Genomic DNA, 19792 nt, shown 5'->3' on the forward strand with positions numbered 1-19792 from the left:
CCGCTATTACTGCATAAAATCGCCTTGATATTGAACAAAATATCATCATTGGATTGTACGCAAGTTTGTTTACAAAATATTTTCTATTCCAAAACCCTTATCCAAACCTGAGGTTAAATAAGATTTACAGCGTTTACTATTGATTATTGGTTGAAGTTCATTACTGTATCGATTCATCCGCAGTAAAAGTAGATTGTTTTGAAACGACAGTATAAAACACAGGGCTTTACCATTGATGAGAAAGCATTAAGTGTGATATCAGAAGATGGTACTACGCGTGCGCTCCGCCCTAAAACATGCCAATTACTCATTATTTTACTTAAAAATTCAGGTCAAGTTGTCACTAAGCAGCAGCTTCTTGATGCCGTCTGGGCGAGTAGCGTCGTGGATGAACAGGTTATCTTTCAGTCGATTAAAGAAATTCGTCAATTGTTTCAAGACCATGACGTGATTAAAACATTGCCTAAGCAAGGGTATATTTGGTTACCGAATGTAAAAACCAGTCATGTAATAAGCTCCGTTATCGGCCCTTCCTACATGAAATTTGTGGTGATACTGCTTATCGCCACGGCATTTAGCTTGAGTTACTTTTGGCTCTCGTCAGCACCTAATACGTCACTTTATTCGGATATTGCAGGCTCTGTGGTGATATTACCGACCGTGAACAATATTGAAGGTAATGATCACAGTTGGGTGCGATTAGGTATGATGGACCAAGTGATCCAAAGGTTGCCTAACCATGATAAATTTGGGATCTTGCAGACAGATTATGTCTTGGAAGTATTAGCGCGAGCAAACGTGCCGTTACAAAATATAGAGCCTCATCACGTCGGCGATATATTTCAGGTCTCAGGGGCTGAGTTGTTAGTGAGTACTAAATTATCGGGCACACCTCACGATTATCAATTGAGTTATACTTTTTACTATCGAAAAGCGCAAACTCAAGGCGTGCTTTTTTCGACTGACCCGCAATTGTTAATTGACAAATTAGTGAAAGAATTAAATGTGGCGCTGGGGGTCAGTGATGATAGTAATCACGGATATTATCATAGTGACTTTAGTGATGAGATGCTGGGTGTGGCAATTGATTTACGGTTGGAAAATAATCACCTTGCGGCAAAAGAGTTGTTAGAAGTCATCGTCCTAAAAGATCCCAATAATTTGACTGCGCAGCGTCTATTCATTGAAACGCTTTTAAATTTACAGCAATTAGCTGAGGCAACTCAGCAACTGGCTATAGCACTGCCATTGGCACAACAACAGCAAGATCATTCAGAACTGACTCGATTATTATATTTTCAAGCGATAAACTTAATTCAAAGCAATAGTCCCACTGAAGCATATGGAGTCATCGCACGCGCGTTCAAACTAGCTGAAAGTTATCACGACTGGCTATTTATGGCTTACTTAACTGATTTAAAAGCTTATTTAGCTACACAAGCACAACAGTTTTCAAAAGCAGAGGCATATTACCACCGGGTAATGCACTATCATCGCGTATTAAAATGCCCTGTAGGAGAGTCTTCAACATGGGTTCGTTTAGGTTTACTTGCAAAGCAGCAAAATAACGTAAAGAAGCAGACGTTTGCATTTGAGCAAGCAAAATCCATTGCAACGCAACGAGAATTACATCAGCAGGTCGAATTAATAGAGCAAATTGGATTTAAATAAAAGTTTAAATATCATATGTTTCAGTAAATTTTAGAAAGCTTTATTAGAGAAAGACATAACTTGATGAGATAACAGAGCCCTTATTTAACAGGAGCTAGTTATGTCGTTTTTACATTCTCGAGTGCTGATTGGGGCACTCTTATTTTTTGCTTTTTTGGTGATGCTTGTCACATCTATTTTGTTATTCACTCAGCGCCATGATGCAGCAATTTCGGTTATGCACACAATGATAGGTGTGGTGATGAGCGGTACTATTGTTTGGCACACAATTAAGAATCGACGGATACTTCTTAGTTATTTAAACCCTCTCAAAAAGCATAATGGCGTTTACTCATTGTCATTTTTCTTAGCGATAAGCTTAGTGACATATTTAAGTATGGCACCTTATTTTAGTTTGAGTCCTGCAGCGATGGTGTATCGATTTGGACAATCATTAAAAGCGGCAGACAAAGCTGAGCATGGCAAAGAGGTTATATTTGAAGAGTACAACGCTGCCATCCCAAAAGCACAGGGGCAAACAGTCACTGTTGAATTCAAAAAAGGTCCGTATTTTATGTGGCCACAATACGCGCTTTGGATTGAAACATTGGAGGGTGAATTTGTTCAACCTTTATATGTCACGCGTTCAATTGCAACCAATAATTTTACAAACAAAGTAACGAAAGTGGATGCTGAGCAGGTATTTGATAGCCATTTAATGATTGGCGAAAATCCACTCGCATTAACGGCTTTAGAGGGAGGGGAAGATCCACAAACAAAGAACACACGTATGAGGCCCGAGTCTTTACCTGTTTTTTTGCATAAGTTAGGCAAACAGACAAGTAATGGTTATTTTTTACCAACAGCTAATGCATTACAAGTGGATGGATATAGTGGCGCTACGATGATGAATAACTTCATTTACCATACTCAAATGAGGGATAGATTAGCTGGCCAATATCGGGTTAGGCTAGAAATAAATCACTCCTTTGATTACAACAGTTACTATCGTAGTGATAGATTTCCAGATGACAAAGTCTACTCGGGAGACGGTTATTCTGCGCAACCGTCAGTGGTGTATGAAACGGTGATTGATTTTTCACAACCACAGCAGCTACAAAAAATGATCATTGTTGGACGAGGTCATCACTCAGGAAAAGATGGTATTTTATATCGAGACTTAGAGAACTTGACCACGGCACTGGAGCTGGTTGACCGAGTGCTTGTTAGCCATTCCTTGTAAACGTATATTAACATGTTTACTCATTGAAATTGTGTAAGGTACTGATTAGTAGAGATTGTAAGCACGTAAGTTAATGACACGGGGGAGTTGCAAAAAGCTATTTTGCGTCATCCCCATAACTTCTGATGATTTGTTTTTCAGCTTTGAGAATGAGTGCATCTAACTTCCCTGATTGCTTCATTTCTATGATCTTTTGGTCTACTGCAGGTACTAGGTGTGCAAGAGATTGATGCACATAGTGATATAGACTCTGTCGGTCAAGGCTTTGCGGTGATGGTATGACATTGGTAATATTCAGTTGTTCTAACATCACTAGGCCGTCGAGTGTATTGGTTAGTGCAACGTCCGCAAGGCCCGCTGACACCAGTCTCATAAGCTGTTTTGTAGAATCCATGTCTGTGACGTGAGGCATTCCTTTCGTGATATTTTGGGTATGTTTTACGCCTCTGACTTTAACAATACGGTATTGGTTTAGATCTTTAGGTGTTTTTATGTCTATATTGCTATCGATGCGCACAAATGCCATTGTTTCTAAATAATAATAAGGCGTAGGAACCCGGATAGTGGAAGGTGTTTCTTTACCATAGCTATAAATACGCATTATTTCCCCGTCCTTCAAACCGGTTCGTGCTTCATGTTGAGCGCGTTTCCCTGGTAAGGGGGAAATGGTAATTTTTATGCCTAACTCGTTATAAACTTCAGACAAAATAACTCTGCCAATTTCTTGCTCAATGAGATAGTTAATCGAGGCAAAATGGTACTCTTGTGCATGGGGTTTAGACATGATGAGTAATAATACAAATAAATACTTCATGTAGTTTGAGGTGCTGCCGATCGTGTTATTTTACTTTATCTGTCTAGTTTAGCAGTGTTCAAGCATTGCGTCATTGTCTTAGGGGCTGTTGATCTTTGCTGTTTTACTTTTTACATCAAAAAATATTGCTTTGTTTATAAAGGTTTTCTGATTGGTTTAATTTATGTTTCATTTGGTTTTTTTGGCACTTCTTTTGCTGCTTTTTTATTACTTCTCGTGAAGTAGTTGTTAATTCAGTTGTTGACACAATATCCGGCAAGTTATTGCCATATCGATTCATACTTGTAAGGAATAACAGACATGAAATTTTTAGTTGTTACAGCAATGGTTATTAGTAGTGTGTTTATATCGACTAATATCAGCGCATCAGATCAACCAAAACCGCAGAATTTACCGCAATTACTCGAATACACTAACGGTGCGAAGCTATTAATAGAACAAGGAGCCTTTGATGATGCTTTAGCTCGACTTCAATGGCTAGATGAAAACGCGACGCGCATCAGTTATGACTTTTATGATTTAAAGCGACCGCTGGTTTACAGTTTGTGGTGGGATTTAGTCGCATTGTCAGCTTCGGCAGATATTGCTTATACTCGAAAGAGTGGAAATATGGCGAAGCAATTTATGTTATCTCCTCAACAGTGCGAAACCTTTGATACGGTGTTGTGGCTCAATCAATCTCAAGAGCATGAACATCGTACGCTCGGCAATTTGACGACTGTCCATAACAATTATAATGGGAGTTTAGAGCGATGTTGGAATAGCGATGCAGAATACCTTGCTGTGAAATACATAAATCACGCATTATTGGAGCGATATTCTCCTGATATCTTATCGGGTTTTATCCAAAATATTATTGTTCGAGTAACCAACGCTTATGAAGCATGTAACATGGCAGACGAGCAGCAAGTATGTGAAGAACAAGTTCGAGATCATCTAGTAGAGACTTCAATTTTATATCAAGCGGTTGCAATGGATAGAGATGACCTACCACTGGCTGGACGTATTGCTGGAGAAACGCTCAAACTGTTATTGCAATGGCAAAATAGCCCACTTTAATTGAGATAGCCTCGAAGTATTATTATTGTAAGTCTTATTATGAGTGATACCACGATGTTTTATCACTCATATTAGAGATTTTTGGAGGACAGTGATTATGCTGATGTGTAAGGTTATGGATAACATCAGTAGTACCTGAAGATTTTTACATTACACTTAACATTCTTGTTTTAGGTGAGTGACATAATGTCTGACAGAATACATCAAACACTTGTTGAGCAGTATCAAATTTCGGAGTTGGAAATTCAAAACCGTAAGAATCTATTTGAATTAAGTGATGATGAACTTGAGTTTTTAAACAAGTATCGTTTGGTCATCGATGGGCATTTAGATGAAGTTGTTGCTCATTTTTATACCTTACTTTCAAAAGATGAATATGTTGGTTTGTTAATAGGAGATTGTGAAACGTTTGAGCGGCTCAAGCGTGGGCTGCATAAATACGTGTTGGATTTGTTTTCTGGATTTTACGATGCTGAATATGTTAATAATCGACTGAGAATTGGGCTTGTTCACAAACGCATAGGCTTAGAGCCAAAATACTTTTTGTCGGCAGAGCGTTATTTGCGTCAGAGTATAGATGTAACGCTGCAAACGCTTGTGGATGATCCTGTTATTACGGGAAAAATTTCATCGATTTTAGAGAAATTGATAGCGTTTGACATGTCATGGATATTTGACACTTATATTAGCTCTATGCTCAATGAAATGAACTCGTTAAAATTAAAAACTGACTTATATGTTAAATCGTTAGAAGAGCGTATCAGGGGGCTATCTCGACTCGCCAGTAAAGATCCTCTGACTGATTTATACAATGTTCGTAGCTTTCGCGACTTTTTACGTCGAGAATTGTTGTTGGCTAAACGCAGTCATGCCTCAATTTCAATTGTGTATTTCGATATTGATGATTTTAAAGAAATTAATGATAAGTGCGGACATAAAGAAGGAGATAACGTTCTGAAGAGCATTGGTAAAATATTGATGTCTATCGCAAGAGAAACTGACATCGCAAGTCGTCAAGGCGGAGATGAGTTTTGCCTTGCTTTAATAGGCTGTGAACTGTCAGAGGCACAAACCATTAGTAAGCGGCTCGTTGAAAAGTTTTCGGCTGAATTTCCTCACTACGCCTTAAGTATTGGCATTGCTGAACTGCAAGACCAAACCGATTTAGATGTAGATGGCGTTATTCATCGAGCAGACCAAAAAATGTATCAAGCTAAAAAAGTAAAGGATGTAAAATTTGTAGCTAACCTGAACGCTCAGTAATGAACATGAAACAATATATAAGCTCAGAAGGCTATTTGAATTAGCCTAATAGCCTAGTTAACTGTATGCTGGAGGAAAGTACGTAGCAAAAACGTTCGATTACTCATGATGTAAGCCCGTTAGGATTAACAAAAGTATTAAATGACATTGTGCAGGTACGCATTTAAAGGCATATCAATGTGATAGGCGATATAGGTGCGAGAAGTATATTATTTTCTTGCAATCAATAACATACCGATGATAACGAATACAGCACCGATAACTCTATTGGGTGTGATATCGATTTTAGGGTAACCTAGCCAACCATTTTGATCTAATGCCAAAGACGCGATAATTTGCCCACATACAATTGAAATTGCCAATATCATAGCGCCCAATTTGGGCGCTAAGAACACAGACATAGCAATGTTAAATGCGCCGAAAAACCCACCAAGCCATGCCCACCAAGGAATAGAAGAAAACGCATTGGGCTTAAACCATGCACCACCTTGAACAAAGGCAATGACGCCAAGCACTATTGTACCGATCAAAAAAGAAACAAAAGCAGCTTGTATTGGGCTGTGTAGGGCGATTCTTAATTGTGCATTTACGCCAGCTTGAGAGGCAAGTGAGAAGCCAATTAATATGCTGAAAGGCAAAAGTATGTATATTCCAAGGTTCGACACGGGGTTTCTCCAAAGTATTAAACATGAATGATATGGGTTGTTAGAAAAAAAGCCAGTATTTGTTTGAATATGCTACGTATTGTAGAAAAAAGTATGGCGTTATTTGGAATAAATTGAACGTATGCACACCACTTGGCAAATGATTGGTATACAGCCCGGTTAAATGAAGAGATTGAATCACCTTTAATATTTAGAGTCGTTGTGTCTTAATGGGCATATTCGCTTATCCAGAGCTGAGGTTAACTAATTGACGATTAATACAATGATCATCCTACGAAATATGTGTAATGACGATAAACAGTATCTTGTTGAGTATTTGAATGATCCGACTGTGACAAAATACTTATCGTCAAAGATCCCAAGCCCCTATACAGTTGCAGATGCAACTTGGTGGATTGATATTGGCTCAAAAGAGCACGCGATAGTTAGAGCCATTACATACAATGGGGTATTTTGCGGAGTGATTGGTGTTTATACCCAAGCATTTGAATACGCACACAGTGCAGAAGTGGGTTACTGGGTTGCTAAACCTTATTGGGGAAAGGGGCTTGCTACACAAGCACTGCGTTTATTTACTGATGAGGTGTTCAACAGCACCCAGATCACGCGAATCTTTAATCCGGTATCAGAGCCAAATACAGCGTCGATGCGAGTGCTTGAAAAAGTGGGTTATCAACACGAAGGTATATTGCGAAGGTCGGTATGTAAAGCGGGCCAATGTTATGATGAGTACGTATTTGCAAAGCTCAAAAATTAGGGTATTTGATAATAGATGGACACTAGGGAGAATATTGTGAAATGACAATGAGTGCGGCATTGTGCGCTCATTGTCATTATTTATAACGCTCAAATAGCGGGATAGACGGTTAGCGCCAAGGCATTGCATCTAGTTTAATTTCTTTGCCTACCACTTTTTCAATTAAAGGCACCAAGCGCTCCTGCTCAGGGCTGACAAATGAAAATACATGGCCATGGATGTGTTTACTCTTTAAGTCAGGCGCATCGACAATGCCAAACATTTCTGTTGATGCGACTTCGACAGAAAGCTTTTGTTTCGCAATTTTTTCTTCAATCGCTTCTTGCGTAGGATCTACAATCGGTGTGGTTCGTGCTGTGCGTCCGGCACGATGAATGTAATCATTGCTGTTGACTGGTAAGTCATAATTGATCACATAATAAAGCTGATCAATGTCTATACCACGAGAAGCAATATCGGTTGCCACAAGCAATTTACAATCGCCATTTTTAAATTCGGTGAGGCTTTGTTGGCGTTTTTTCTGAGGGATCTCATTATGAATACCATGGCAACTGAAGCCTTGCTCAGATAGCTGCGCGACTAAATTGTTTACATCGTGTTTTGTGCGGGTAAAAATCAGTGCTTTATCGCAATTGAGCATTTTCAGTAAAGTCATGAGGTTTTCTGATTTGTGATCACGTTGGCACTTATACATGGTGTGCAATATTTTGTTTACAGCTGGCTGAGTTTTGCTCGCGGTGATCTTTTTTGTATGTTGCTGATGTGTTTCGCTGTATTTAGCCAGTGCATTGGAGTCTGTTGCAGAAAAGATCACGAGTTGTCTTTTTGCTGGTAAAGCTTCCATGATGGTTCTGAGTTCTTTAACAATGCCCATGCTGACGAGGCGGTCAGCCTCGTCCATCACAAAGTGTTGTACTTCAGACAGTGAAAATACGCCTTCTTTTAACAAATCGACGAGGCGCTTTGGTGTTGCGACAAGAATGTCGGTACCACGTTTGAACCGTTTTGTTTGCGATGTGATGCGCACGCCACCAAATACACTGATGGTTCTTAATTTAAGGTCAGTATCGAATTCGGCAATAGATGCTTCTACCTGCAGTGCTAGTTCACGTGTTGGTACTAAAAATAGCGCGCGTAAAGGTCGAACTTGTTTATCGCTATTATCAACTTGACTCAGCTCTTGTAAAGTTGGCAACAAATAAGCTGCAGTTTTACCAGTACCAGTTGGTGCAATCGCATAAGTATCAGCCCCTGATAGCACGGCGCCAATAGACTTTTCTTGAATTTCAGTCGGTGTAGTGTAACCAAGGCGTTTTATATTTGCTTGAAGGGTCGGGTTAAGCCCGAGCTTTGCGAAAGTTGTCATGTTGACCTGTCTATAGGATAGTAAAGGCGTATTATAGCGAGTTTTTGCATGAGTGCACAGTTCAGAATGAGCGGTAAGATCAGGTATTGTTTGTAAAGTATGTTCAAATAGGTCTAATTCGTTTGATACAGTGCCCTATCGGGGCACTAAAATTTAGGTACGCCCATTATATTTGTTTCTGAAAAGCGATATTTAAACTTTTACATCAATAATTGACTGCCCAGCTTCAAGACCTAACTCATCAACGAGTTGGGCATAAATAGCATCCTTATTGTCTTGGCTTAGAGTCGCATATTGCTGTCCAGAGTTGCTAGCTTCAGACACTAACTCAGCAAATTGCTCAGTGACTGTACTCAAGTCAATTGATGCGTGTGTATTTTGGTTTGGTAGAGGCGGTGGTCGCTGTCCTTTATCTACATCGGCAAGTTCCGCTACCGTTTTTGCATCAAAGCCAGCATCGGCCATTAATTGCCCGAGTTGTTTATTGGCTTTAATACCCGCTTCAGAAAACGTACTCACAATGGCTTGTGCATCTTCTTTGGACAAGCTTTGTGGGTCAAATTCAGCAAGCGTGTCAGTGATAGTGGTTTTTTGGTTTTGGCTTAGTTGATCATTTTTAAAAAAAGTATCATGTGAATGCAAAGATGACATGCCATTAATCATAGTATTGCCCTGCGGGTAAATGCACGATAGGGCTTAACCATAAATGTGAATTGTGCAAAAAGTGTGTAAATTGATAATGAGCAAGGTTGATGAACGATCACTATAACACCCAGACCAGCACTCATTGGCGCGTATTGGGATGTAATAACTTAACTTACTTGCAAAACGTGATTGCATCCCTTAGCCTTACACTGTTGAAACTTTTTGGTTTGTGATGTTAATGGCACGATATTTACACAGTTTGGTTATGGTTGCGTTGCTTTTTGCCGTTATGGGCCAAAGTTTTGCGGCTGCTGATCTGCCATGTAAAATGATGATGCAACACATGACAAACGGTGCTCATCAACATGACTCTCATAAAACCAGCGTGTATCAAAGTAGCGCTCATCACAATCATGTCGAAGATATGCGCTCAGATAATATGGCGCATAACGACATGTCGCACATGATGGATATGGCGGATGAATCAGACTGTTGTAAAACACAGTGCAGTTGTCCACCCAGTGGCTGTGTGCCTTTTGCTTTAGCGCTTTTTAATAGCAAGCTTTTATTTCATGTTGCAACATATATTCAACCACGTTTTGCCTTAATGGCGTTTATTGATTCCCCAATACAGAGTTTATTTAAGCCCCCCATAGTTGCTTAACCTAGGACAAGTCCGTCCAAAATCTCTTTAATTAAATGATTTTTAAGTCGTTTACGTTACTCGTATATACACCTTAATGTATTGCGATAGTTGATTTTATATACCTTGCCATGGCTTTGCGCAGACTTGAAGTCAGCGATATTCAATGATGAGTCAAGGTACTAGTAGGCAAATTATGACCCCTGTTTTAAACGTATTAATGGACGATTTTTATGTGTTATCACCATTTATGGGAGTTAGCGCATGAAAATGTTTAAGTTATTTTATGTATTATTGATGTTCAGCTCATCATCTCAATTGTTAGCAGGCTCTACGCCTGAATTAACGCTTTCTATGGCAATTACACAAGCACAAAATAATGATTTGTGGCGAGTGCAAAATAAACATACGCAAGCAGCAATAAGCGCCCAGCAAATTGCTGCAGGTACGTGGCAAGATCCCAAGGTTGCTATGTCAATCAATAATTTGCCAAGCAATGACTTAGCATTTAACCAAGACAATATGAGTCAGTTGAAAGTCTCAATGTCACAAGCAATCCCCCGAGGCGACTCATTGCAGATTAAGCAGCATATTTTGACGCTTGAAGCGCAGCAGCAACCTATTTTACGTGCAGAACGCGAAGCAAAAGTCGCAATGGCAGTGAGCGAATTATGGCTAGATGCCTATGCCGCGAAGATGACCATTGAGTTAATTTCTAAAGACGCACACTTATTTGAGCAACTTGTTGAAATTAGTGAAGCAAATTATGCCTCAGCACTGGGTAAAACACGTCAACATGATGTGATCCGCGCGCAACTAGAATTGGCTCAATTACAAGATCGTTTGGCCGTTGAACAGCAACGTTTAGTAACTCAAAAAGCCAAGTTATTAAATTGGTTACCCGAGTTTGATGCCTCATTAAATACGTGGCAATTGCACACCCGTAGTGACGCATTTGAAATTTCTAAAGCGTTACCAACAGATGCTTTATTTTTATCAGCAATGGCATCTATTAAGACGCTTACTCGATTTAGTGACAATACAATTACACGTTTAATGCATCATCCGACTTATTTGGCGCAAAGTAAACAGATTGAATCAGCTAAGCAAACCGTATCCCTATTTCAGCAAAAATACCAACCGCAATGGGGTGTAAATGCCAGCTACGGTTACCGTGGCGATCACCCTTCAGGGTTGAAACGACATGATTTACTGTCGGTTGGGGTCAGTTTTGATTTACCGTTATTTACTGAAAATAAACAAGATAAAGAGGTGCTGAGTGCGCAATACCGTACCGAAGCATTGAAAACTGCACAACTTTTAACACTAAAAGAGTTAGGCGCTGGGCTTGCAACCGAGCAGCAAGCGTTTAGGCAGCTACAAAAACGGCTGAAATTATACAAAACCACCATACTTGAGCAAAGTCACCAACAGTCTGAGGCCGCTTTGAGTGCTTACAATAATGATGACGGTGATTTTAATACCGCTGTACAAGCAAAAATTACAGAGCTGAATGCACGCATAGCGATCCTTAATATTCACGTTGAAAAACTAAAAACCCTAACACGAATTAATTATTATTTGGCAGGAAATTCTGCCTCAACGGATGATGCGACAGGAGTATCGAATGAACAGTAAAGTAACCTTCATCGTTGGGATTTTTTTAGGTGCTGGATTCACTTATTCGATTGTGAACTGGATTGCGTCAAGCACGTATTTAGATGCGAGCGTAAACAATTCTGAACCACAACCTTTATATTGGGTGGCGCCAATGGATGATAATTATCGCCGTGATAAACCGGGGCTTTCTCCGATGGGGATGGACTTAGTACCTGTGTATGCAAATGTGGGAAATCAAGCAAGTGTAAGCCCTGGCACTGTGATGATTGATCCCTCAGTTATTAATAATTTAGGGGTGCGCACGGCACCAGTACAACGAAAAGCATGGCAGCAACAAATTGAAACGGTTGGGTACGTACAATATGACGAAGACAGCATGGTTCATATACATCCACGAGTTGAGGGCTGGATTGAAACGCTTTATGTTAAATCGGCTGGCGATAAGGTGTCTCAAGGGCAGCCGCTTTATACGCTTTATTCTCCTCAGTTAGTGAACGCGCAAGAAGAGTATCTTATTGCATTAAAACGCAATAACCAGATCTTGATGAGTGCCGCAGCCGATAGGTTAAGGGCATTACAATTATCAGATGAGTTTATAGAGAGACTTAAAAAACGTCAGAAAATACGTCAGTCAATCACTTTTTACGCATCACAATCGGGCGTTGTTGATGTATTGAAAATCCGTGAAGGGTTTTATGTACAGCCAGGTACGACGTTAATGAGTGTGGCAACGCTAGATCAAGTTTGGGTTGAAGCAGAAGTCTTTGAACGTGACACTGCGTTTATTGAACTAGGGTTACCAGTCACCATGACATTGGACTATTTGCCCAATAAGCAATGGGGAGGAAAGGTTGATTACATTTACCCAAGCCTAAATGCCACGACACGTACTTTGAGAGTGCGTTTGAGGTTTGATAATCCGCAACAACAGCTAAAGCCAAATATGTTTGCACAAGTGAGTATTGCAACCAAGCCTCAGCAAGCCCAGTTACAAGTGCCCAAAGAAGCTGTGATACGCACGGGGAAACAAGATAGGGTGGTTTTAGCCTTAGGTGACGGTAAGTTTAAATCGGTAGTGGTTACAGTAGGCAGTGTCAAACATGATTTTATTCAAATTATAGATGGATTAGTTGAGGGGGATGAAGTGGTTACCTCGGCACATTTCTTAATTGATTCTGAGTCGAGTAAAAATTCCGACTTTATGCGTATGCATCATGATGATGTTAATAACACCGTATCGGTACAGGCTAAAGTGCTATCAATAGATACCGAAAAGCAACAACTGACACTGGATCATGGTGCAATTGAAGTATGGCGCTGGCCACCAATGGTGATGGATTTCACCGTGAGTACAGCGGTAGATATAGTACAGCTTGATGAAGGTAAGCAGTATGTATTCGAAATTGAGAAAAATCATAACAGTGAATATAAAATCACGCACTTTTCACCAGTAACGGATAACGCACAAGTACAAAGTGCGACGGTTACAGGGCGAGTGAATACTATTGATGCCGTAACACGCGTGATCAACATTAGTCGTGGGCCTATCGCAAAGTGGCAACGCGATGCAGCGACAATGGATTTTGTATTAGCGGATGATGTAGACATTACCTCACTTGAACCTGAACAAAATATCACTTTTACCTTTGAAGTGCGAGATGACTTAATTGTGGTTGCGTTTACTCATTTAGATGCCACAGAGCGTGGCGATGAAAAAAATGGTATGAATACCATGGAAGGGATGCAGCATGATTGAGTCAGTGATTTATTGGTCGGTAAAAAACCGACTGTTTGTCCTAATGTTATGTATCATTATGGCCGTGGCTGGGGTGTTTGCGATTAAAAATACGCCAGTTGATGCACTCCCTGATTTATCGGATGTACAAGTTATTGTTAAAACCAGTTATCCGGGTCAATCACCTCAAGTGGTGCAAGATCAAGTTACTTTTCCACTCACCACCGCGATGTTATCTGTGCCTGGCGCTAAAACGGTGCGCGGTTTTTCTTTTTTTGGAGACTCCTATGTATACATCATCTTCGATGATGATACAGACTTATATTGGGCTAGAAGTCGCGTGTTGGAGTATTTAAGTCAAGTAGCGCCCACGCTACCTGCGAATGCTCAGTCACAGTTGGGGCCTGATGCAACAGGGGTTGGTTGGGTGTATATGTATTCACTGGTTGATAAAACTGGGCAGCACGATATTAGCCAATTGCGCAGTCTACAAGATTGGTTTTTAAAATATGAATTACAAGCGGTCTCTGGCGTATCTGAAGTGGCAGCGATTGGTGGCATGGTCAAGCAATATCAGGTGCAGGTTGACCCTGATAAGTTACGTGCATATGGTGTATCACTGGCACAAGTGCAACTGGCGATTTCACGTGGCAACCAAGAAACAGGCGCATCAGTGGTTGAAATGGCGGAAGCCGAATATATGGTAACTGCAACGGGATATATTAAGAGTGTCGCTGATATTGCGGCTATTCCACTGGGTTTAAATAGCCAAGGCACGGCTCTGCGCATTGGGGATGTTGCACATATTAACTTAGGGCCGCAAACTCGCCGCGGTATTGCAGAGCTTAACGGAGAAGGTGAAGTTGTAGGCGGAGTCGTGGTAATGCGTTTTGGTGAAAATGCCCAGCAGACCATTACGGGTGTAAAAGCGAAATTAGCGCAACTGGCTCAGGGCTTACCTGAAGGGGTCGAAATTGTGACCGTTTATGACCGTTCTATATTAATTGAGCAGGCTGTAGAAAACCTCTGGTCTAAGTTACTCGAAGAATTGGCCGTGGTGGCATTAGTATGTGTGGTTTTTTTGTTTCATATACGCTCGTCAATTGTGGCGGTGATCAGTTTACCTATGGGTATTCTTATCTCATTTATGGTGATGTATAGCCAAGGGATAAACGCTAATATTATGTCGTTAGGGGGTATTGCTATCGCCATAGGCGCGATGACCGACGGCGCGATAGTGATGATTGAAAATATGCACAAGCATATGGAAAAAACACCATTAATAGATGAAAACCGCTGGCAAGTTGTGAGCAAAGCAGCCTCAGAAGTCGGTCCGGCATTATTTTTTAGTTTATTGATCATCACAGTAAGCTTCTTACCAGTGTTTATTTTAGAGGCGCAAGAAGGGAGAATGTTTGCGCCACTGGCATTTACCAAAACCTACGCGATGGCTGCGTCTGCTGGCTTAGCGGTTACTTTGATCCCCGTGCTCATGGGGTACTTTATTCGTGGAAAAGTGATATCAGAGCGGAAAAACCCCGTAAATAGGGTATTAATTGCGGCGTATATGCCGATTTTGAAAAAAGTATTAACGTGGCCAAAAGTAACGCTCGCTGTTGCAACGGCTATCACTGTTATAGGTTTTTACCCGATAAATAAAATTGGCAGTGAATTTATACCCCCACTGGATGAGGGCGACTTGATGTATATGCCTACCACGTATCCAGGTATTTCAATTGGTAAAGCTCGGGAGTTACTCCAGCAAACGGATAAGTTGATCCGCACAGTACCAGAGGTAGAGCTGGTGTTTGGCAAGGTGGGCAGAGCAGAAACTGCCACTGATCCTGCGCCACTCACGATGATCGAGACCTTTATAAAACTTAAACCTCGCAGTGAATGGCGTGATGGCGTGAGCACAGAGTCACTTAAGCGAGAACTTGACACATTGGTTAAGTTTCCGGGTGTGACGAATGCTTGGGTAATGCCAATAAAAACCCGTATCGACATGTTGGCTACTGGCATAAAAACACCGGTTGGTCTTAAAGTTGCGGGGCCAAGTTTAGATGTGATCCAAGATATCGGACAAGACATAGAACGTATTCTTTCAACTGTGGCCGGTACTGCATCGGTATATTCAGAACGCGTGGCAGGCGGTCGTTATATTAAAGTCGATATAAATCGTCATAAAGCAGCACGATATGGTCTGAACATTGCGGATATTCAACAGGTTGTCACAACCGCGATTGGCGGGATGAACGTGGCACAAACCATCGAAGGGCAAGAGCGTTACCCGATCAATGTGCGTTACCCGCAAGATTACCGCGACTCGCCAGAACAATTGGCACGATTACCTTTGGTGACCGCAGCTGGGCAGCGAATTGCATTAGGAGATGTTGCAAACGTTTATATCGAAAGTGGGCCACCTGGAATAAAAAGTGAAAATGCGCGCATCAATGGTTGGACTTTTATTGATATTGAACACAGTGATATCGGCAGCTATGTTAAGCATGCGCAACAAGTATTAGATCAGCAATTGGCATTGCCTGTTGGGTACTCTGTGACTTGGGCTGGGCAATATGAATACATGGCACGTGCAAAAGCGAAGCTTGCCTATGTTCTGCCTCTGACTTTGGCAATTATTGTGGTGCTGCTGTATTTGAATTTTCGTCGCTTTCGAGAGGTGATCATTATTATGGGCACATTACCATTGGCTATGATTGGTGGACTGTGGTTGTTATATCTCGAAGGATTTAATTTTTCTGTCGCGGTGGGGGTTGGGTTCATTGCCTTGGCTGGGGTCGCTGTAGAAATTGGCGTGATCATGCTGGTTTATCTTAATCAAGCACGCACGGCGGCGTTGGCTACTCATGAAAAATTGACCTCGGTGTTATTAATCGAGGCGATTTTACAAGGGGCCGGCATGCGAGTTAGGCCAGTAATGATGACCGTAGCAACCATTATTATAGGTTTATTACCAATTTTATATGGCAGTGGCACGGGCTCTGAAGTGATGAGTCGCATTGCTGCGCCTATGGTCGGTGGCATGCTCAGTGCTGTGGTGCTTGCATTATTAGTGCTTCCCGCTGTGTACTTTTTACTACACAAACCGAAGACTAATTGATTCTTTTAGGGATTTTGTGGTCAGCTGTTGGGCGATTTTATCGCGCTAAAGTGAGTGTAGTGTGGTTTACGTTAATCTACGTACATGTGCGACAACGCAGTAATAATGCCAAACAGCTGCAGCTCACAGTGCAAGTCCTAACTGCAGTGCTAAATAAAGTGCGCACTTTGTTGTTACTTTTTGATTAGATTGACTGGGTAGTAAAGCAGCGCAGTGCCGCGCTTTAAAGCACGCGAGGTGAATTCAGCCTATACAGCAAAGATCACATTCCTTAGAGAAAATTGAAAATATTTTGCGCATCGAATGAACCTTTAGTGCTTATTAAACGCCTTGTAGAAAAAGGCGATAGAGGAGGTGAAATCAACAGGATGAATTCAACAGAAATAGCACTACAGGTACTTGATGCACAATCAGGTGACAAACAGGCATTCTCGAAGTTGTGTGATGCCTTATATCAACCGAGCTTTCGTTTTGCGCTGAAGCTTGCAAAGCAGCAGGACTTCGCAAAAGATGTGACGCAAGAGGCATGGGTCACTGTGGCAAAAGACATTAAAAGTTTACGAGAGCCCAGTGCCTTTAAAGCCTGGTTATTTAAAGTGGTATACCGACGTTTTATTGATGCGGTGCGTAAAAAAACCGACTTTGAACCATTAACAGATGAACTGTTGGCAAATACGGCACCAGAGCAAGAATACGATTTATTGAATTTAATCAACAAGCTGCCAGATATTGACCGCCATACGATGTATTTGTTTTATTTTGAACAAATGACCATGAGTGACATTGCAATTGTGTTAGGTGTCGCCAGTGGCACAGTAAAATCACGATTACACCGTGCACGTAGCATGTTGGCACAACTGGCGAGTGACGAAGATTAAGAGGGAGAATATTGATGAATATTGATGAAAAAATAAAAGCGAGTTTAGAGGCAGAGCAACAACAGCTTGATCAGGTTATTGATGATAAAGGCTTGTTCACCATGCTGTCAAATGTGTACCAAGGCAGTATGCGCCGATGGGTACTGGTTAGTTCACTCGTTGCATTATTGGTCTCAATTGGGTTTATATATGCGGCGTATAGGTTCACCGTAACTGATGTACTTAGTGAACAGGTGTTTTGGGGGGTCTGGTTTATAGCGGGCTTACTGGTGCAAATAGCCATAAAACTATGGATATTTATGGAAATGAATCGCATATCAACATTGAAAGAAATTAAACGCTCAGAGTTAAATATCATGCGATTAATAGAGCGAGAATAGCGTAATTCATTGGTTTAGCTTTTGGTTAAAAATCGGCTTTAAGGTGAGTAATAAAACTGCTCGTTCATTTAAAAAATGGGTGATCCCCTATATAGAATGGAAAGAAAAATCGATAGTCATTAGGCTATCGTTGTGTAGATAGAATGAGGTGCTTTATCAATATCTGATTTGATTTGATTTGATTTGATTTAAATTAAATTGGTTCGGTTTTAATCGGTTTAATTGGAGAGCGTATAATTATGTGCCTGTCCCATGTGCTCTGTTTCAAGCCTTACTGGATGAAGCGGCACTGGCGGCGTGTATGGCGTATGTTGATTTAAACCCAATCAGAGCGAAAATGGCTGACACACCAGAAACGTCAGACTACACCAGTGTTAAAACACGCTGTGAACATGCCAAAGAAGGCAAACAACCTAAGCAATTAGCACGTTTTGCAGGCAGCCCAAGAAAGCATATGCCCAAAGGTATACCGTTTGAACTAGAGTCGTACTTAGAACTTGTCGAGCTAACAGGCAGATGTATGCGAACAGACAAGCGAGGCGCTATCAACTCCATTAATTCCCCTATTTTAGACAGGCTCAACATAGCCCCTGAAAACTGGCAAAAACTCACCACCCAATTTACCAAAGTATTTCATGGCGCAGTAGGGCGACCAGAAAAGCTTGATAATTGTTGTGCGAGTCTAGAAATTAAACGGCGGGCTAACTACAAACAGTGTGAAAGGTTGCTGGCTTAACGTTTGCTCTATTAAGATAACCCCCCAACATATTCTAACCAAAGACTACATAGCATTAAGATGGTGGATTAGCCATGTGCTCTGAGTGTTGAGCAATATCATTTTTGTATGCTTTTTGAGTATGCAGCTTATATTTCAAATTTAAATTTATGAAATAGGCGATATGCTTGTGATATTCTTCGGGAACACGCGTGAATTTTGAATGGGTGTCATCCGTAGGTTTCATTTTGGTCAAAAAGTGACGACTGAAGTTTTAAGCACAAGCTACAATAAAGCTGTATACATTAGGCCTTTGAGTTTAAGAGGGGGGCTGCGTTTGCCTGACAATGCAAATATTGCGCATGCAAATTGTATATCAATGAAAATGGAAGGTTGTTAAATGAAGCTAGTAACCGGAATAATATGTGGGGTTTTTCTTGGCTATATGTTTTGGGAGGGGCGGATGGAAACAACGGTAAAAAATGAGAACGGCGTTGTTTATATACCAATTTTAGATAGTTGTTTAAATGAAGTTGAAACTATTGGAAACTGGAATATTTTATCTTATGAACTAATGAAATTTGGTATGAAAACTGGAACTGAAAATGTTAATACATTCCTTAAAATTGAGCGTAGTGGATCTGTTGCAGATTTATTGACTGTGATACATCAGAATCTAATAAAGTGTATCCCAAATATGCAAGTGAAATATAGTAATAGTAATATTTTTCAACAGGATATAAATGAGCTTTTTGAAGTTTCTAAAGAAAGCGAGGTGATGATCCGTATTCAAGGGGGAGAAGCTACTGCTTATTTTAACAACAAGAAATAATAACAATAATATGGGACAGGCACAAACTAACGGGGTTGATTTAACATGGCGCCCGTCTGAAATTGATTATTTTTCATTCATTGTCTACCTTTTAGATTCAGCTTAAAAGATAGGCGCTTTCCCTCATGGCGAAATTTAACATGAAAAAAATTTAACAAGACATATATGGACACTCCCCGTGTGTCAAACAAAATAACTCTGGCGGGGTAGAATAAACTACCTCGTTTTTTCATTTCGTCGCTGCCACTGCTTGACGTTTGACCCATTTGCAATAAAGCGTTGCTCTGACATATATCCAGGCTTAACTGTTATTTCAGTGCCCCTAATGAGCTTCGAGCCCATACACCCTAATTTGAATACACCCAAGCGGTTTATATACCGTGCCTTTGTCGGGTTTTGTATAGGC

The 19792-nt window shown here is 40.8% G+C and carries 16 protein-coding genes and 1 pseudogene; 13 read left to right on the forward strand and 4 right to left on the reverse strand.

Translation table 11 applies throughout. The features are described 5' to 3' along the window. Window positions 1–198: 198 nt before the first annotated feature. Both J8L97_RS11755 and J8L97_RS11760 read left to right on the forward strand, forming a co-directional pair. Window positions 199–1671 (forward strand): winged helix-turn-helix domain-containing protein, encoded by a 1473-nt coding sequence (locus tag J8L97_RS11755; RefSeq protein ID WP_211049907.1) that lies wholly within the window; start codon window positions 199–201, stop codon window positions 1669–1671. 100 nt (window positions 1672–1771) lie between these two features. Then, window positions 1772–2893 (forward strand): hypothetical protein, encoded by a 1122-nt coding sequence (locus J8L97_RS11760; RefSeq protein ID WP_211049909.1) that lies wholly within the window; start codon window positions 1772–1774, stop codon window positions 2891–2893. Between the two features lie 97 nt (window positions 2894–2990). On the opposite strand, the gene J8L97_RS11765 is transcribed toward J8L97_RS11760, so the two are convergent. Then, window positions 2991–3707, reverse strand: a complete 717-nt coding sequence (locus J8L97_RS11765; protein WP_211049911.1) for an ABC transporter substrate-binding protein — start codon at window positions 3705–3707, stop codon at window positions 2991–2993. A 300-nt stretch (window positions 3708–4007) separates the two neighbouring features. On the opposite strand from J8L97_RS11765, the gene J8L97_RS11770 reads away from it, so the two are divergent. Next, entirely contained in the window at window positions 4008–4766 is a 759-nt protein-coding gene (locus J8L97_RS11770; RefSeq protein WP_211049913.1) for a hypothetical protein, read from the forward strand. Window positions 4767–4952: 186 nt separating this feature from the next. Beyond that, a complete protein-coding gene (locus J8L97_RS11775; protein ID WP_211049915.1) occupies window positions 4953–6029 on the forward strand; it encodes a GGDEF domain-containing protein in 1077 nt (358 codons plus the stop codon). A gap of 209 nt (window positions 6030–6238) precedes the next feature. On the opposite strand, the gene J8L97_RS11780 is transcribed toward J8L97_RS11775, so the two are convergent. Then, the gene (locus J8L97_RS11780; RefSeq protein ID WP_210995281.1) at window positions 6239–6694 is read right to left on the reverse strand and encodes a DMT family transporter; all 456 of its coding nucleotides are present in this window, start codon (window positions 6692–6694) and stop codon (window positions 6239–6241) included. Between the two features lie 247 nt (window positions 6695–6941). On the opposite strand from J8L97_RS11780, the gene J8L97_RS11785 reads away from it, so the two are divergent. Beyond that, entirely contained in the window at window positions 6942–7451 is a 510-nt protein-coding gene (locus tag J8L97_RS11785) for a GNAT family N-acetyltransferase (protein WP_247688653.1), read from the forward strand. Window positions 7452–7560: 109 nt separating this feature from the next. Here the strand turns inward: J8L97_RS11785 and J8L97_RS11790 are convergent, their stop codons facing one another. Together J8L97_RS11790 and J8L97_RS11795 are read right to left on the reverse strand one after the other, a co-directional pair. Next, window positions 7561–8817, reverse strand: coding sequence for a DEAD/DEAH box helicase (locus J8L97_RS11790; protein ID WP_210995282.1), 1257 nt, complete (start codon window positions 8815–8817; stop codon window positions 7561–7563). 192 nt (window positions 8818–9009) lie between these two features. Then, entirely contained in the window at window positions 9010–9480 is a 471-nt protein-coding gene (locus J8L97_RS11795) for a hypothetical protein (RefSeq protein ID WP_211049917.1), read from the reverse strand. Between the two features lie 220 nt (window positions 9481–9700). On the opposite strand from J8L97_RS11795, the gene J8L97_RS11800 reads away from it, so the two are divergent. The 8 genes and pseudogenes from J8L97_RS11800 (at window position 9701) to J8L97_RS11835 (ending at window position 19386) form a co-directional block, all read left to right on the forward strand. Beyond that, window positions 9701–10126, forward strand: coding sequence for a hypothetical protein (locus J8L97_RS11800; protein WP_211049919.1), 426 nt, complete (start codon window positions 9701–9703; stop codon window positions 10124–10126). Between the two features lie 243 nt (window positions 10127–10369). After that, window positions 10370–11743 carry a TolC family protein gene (locus tag J8L97_RS11805; RefSeq protein ID WP_211049921.1) on the forward strand — a complete coding sequence of 458 codons (1374 nt, stop codon included), beginning with the start codon at window positions 10370–10372 and terminating at the stop codon, window positions 11741–11743. Continuing rightward, the gene (locus J8L97_RS11810) at window positions 11733–13481 is read left to right on the forward strand and encodes an efflux RND transporter periplasmic adaptor subunit (protein WP_211049923.1); all 1749 of its coding nucleotides are present in this window, start codon (window positions 11733–11735) and stop codon (window positions 13479–13481) included. Before J8L97_RS11805 ends, J8L97_RS11810 begins: the two co-directional genes overlap by 11 nt. Then, a complete protein-coding gene (locus J8L97_RS11815; RefSeq protein WP_211049925.1) occupies window positions 13474–16581 on the forward strand; it encodes an efflux RND transporter permease subunit in 3108 nt (1035 codons plus the stop codon). The genes J8L97_RS11810 and J8L97_RS11815 overlap by 8 nt, the downstream gene beginning before the upstream one ends. 314 nt (window positions 16582–16895) lie before the next feature. Beyond that, window positions 16896–17459, forward strand: a complete 564-nt coding sequence (locus J8L97_RS11820; protein WP_312037159.1) for a sigma-70 family RNA polymerase sigma factor — start codon at window positions 16896–16898, stop codon at window positions 17457–17459. A 14-nt stretch (window positions 17460–17473) separates the two neighbouring features. After that, entirely contained in the window at window positions 17474–17839 is a 366-nt protein-coding gene (locus J8L97_RS11825; protein WP_210995289.1) for a DUF6768 family protein, read from the forward strand. A 265-nt stretch (window positions 17840–18104) separates the two neighbouring features. Then, window positions 18105–18575, forward strand: a pseudogene (locus tag J8L97_RS11830) (transposase); the annotation flags it as partial. A gap of 379 nt (window positions 18576–18954) precedes the next feature. Further along, window positions 18955–19386, forward strand: coding sequence for a hypothetical protein (locus tag J8L97_RS11835; protein ID WP_211049930.1), 432 nt, complete (start codon window positions 18955–18957; stop codon window positions 19384–19386). The last annotated feature ends 406 nt before the right edge of the window (window positions 19387–19792 follow it).

This window comes from Pseudoalteromonas sp. MMG012, assembly GCF_018100875.1.
Lineage (GTDB): Bacteria > Pseudomonadota > Gammaproteobacteria > Enterobacterales > Alteromonadaceae > Pseudoalteromonas > Pseudoalteromonas aurantia.

Bases quoted from the DNA above. Each gene is read 5' to 3' on its own strand.
- J8L97_RS11760 (WP_211049909.1), top strand. From the start codon at position 1,772: ATGTCGTTTTTACATTCTCGAGTGCTGATTGGGGCACTCTTATTTTTT.
- J8L97_RS11765 (WP_211049911.1), bottom strand. From the start codon at position 3,707: ATGAAGTATTTATTTGTATTATTACTCATCATGTCTAAACCCCATGCA.
- J8L97_RS11770 (WP_211049913.1), top strand. From the start codon at position 4,008: ATGAAATTTTTAGTTGTTACAGCAATGGTTATTAGTAGTGTGTTTATA.
- J8L97_RS11775 (WP_211049915.1), top strand. From the start codon at position 4,953: ATGTCTGACAGAATACATCAAACACTTGTTGAGCAGTATCAAATTTCG.
- J8L97_RS11790 (WP_210995282.1), bottom strand. From the start codon at position 8,817: ATGACAACTTTCGCAAAGCTCGGGCTTAACCCGACCCTTCAAGCAAAT.
- J8L97_RS11795 (WP_211049917.1), bottom strand. From the start codon at position 9,480: ATGATTAATGGCATGTCATCTTTGCATTCACATGATACTTTTTTTAAA.
- J8L97_RS11800 (WP_211049919.1), top strand. From the start codon at position 9,701: ATGGCACGATATTTACACAGTTTGGTTATGGTTGCGTTGCTTTTTGCC.
- J8L97_RS11805 (WP_211049921.1), top strand. From the start codon at position 10,370: ATGAAAATGTTTAAGTTATTTTATGTATTATTGATGTTCAGCTCATCA.
- J8L97_RS11810 (WP_211049923.1), top strand. From the start codon at position 11,733: ATGAACAGTAAAGTAACCTTCATCGTTGGGATTTTTTTAGGTGCTGGA.
- J8L97_RS11815 (WP_211049925.1), top strand. From the start codon at position 13,474: ATGATTGAGTCAGTGATTTATTGGTCGGTAAAAAACCGACTGTTTGTC.
- J8L97_RS11825 (WP_210995289.1), top strand. From the start codon at position 17,474: ATGAATATTGATGAAAAAATAAAAGCGAGTTTAGAGGCAGAGCAACAA.
- J8L97_RS11835 (WP_211049930.1), top strand. From the start codon at position 18,955: ATGAAGCTAGTAACCGGAATAATATGTGGGGTTTTTCTTGGCTATATG.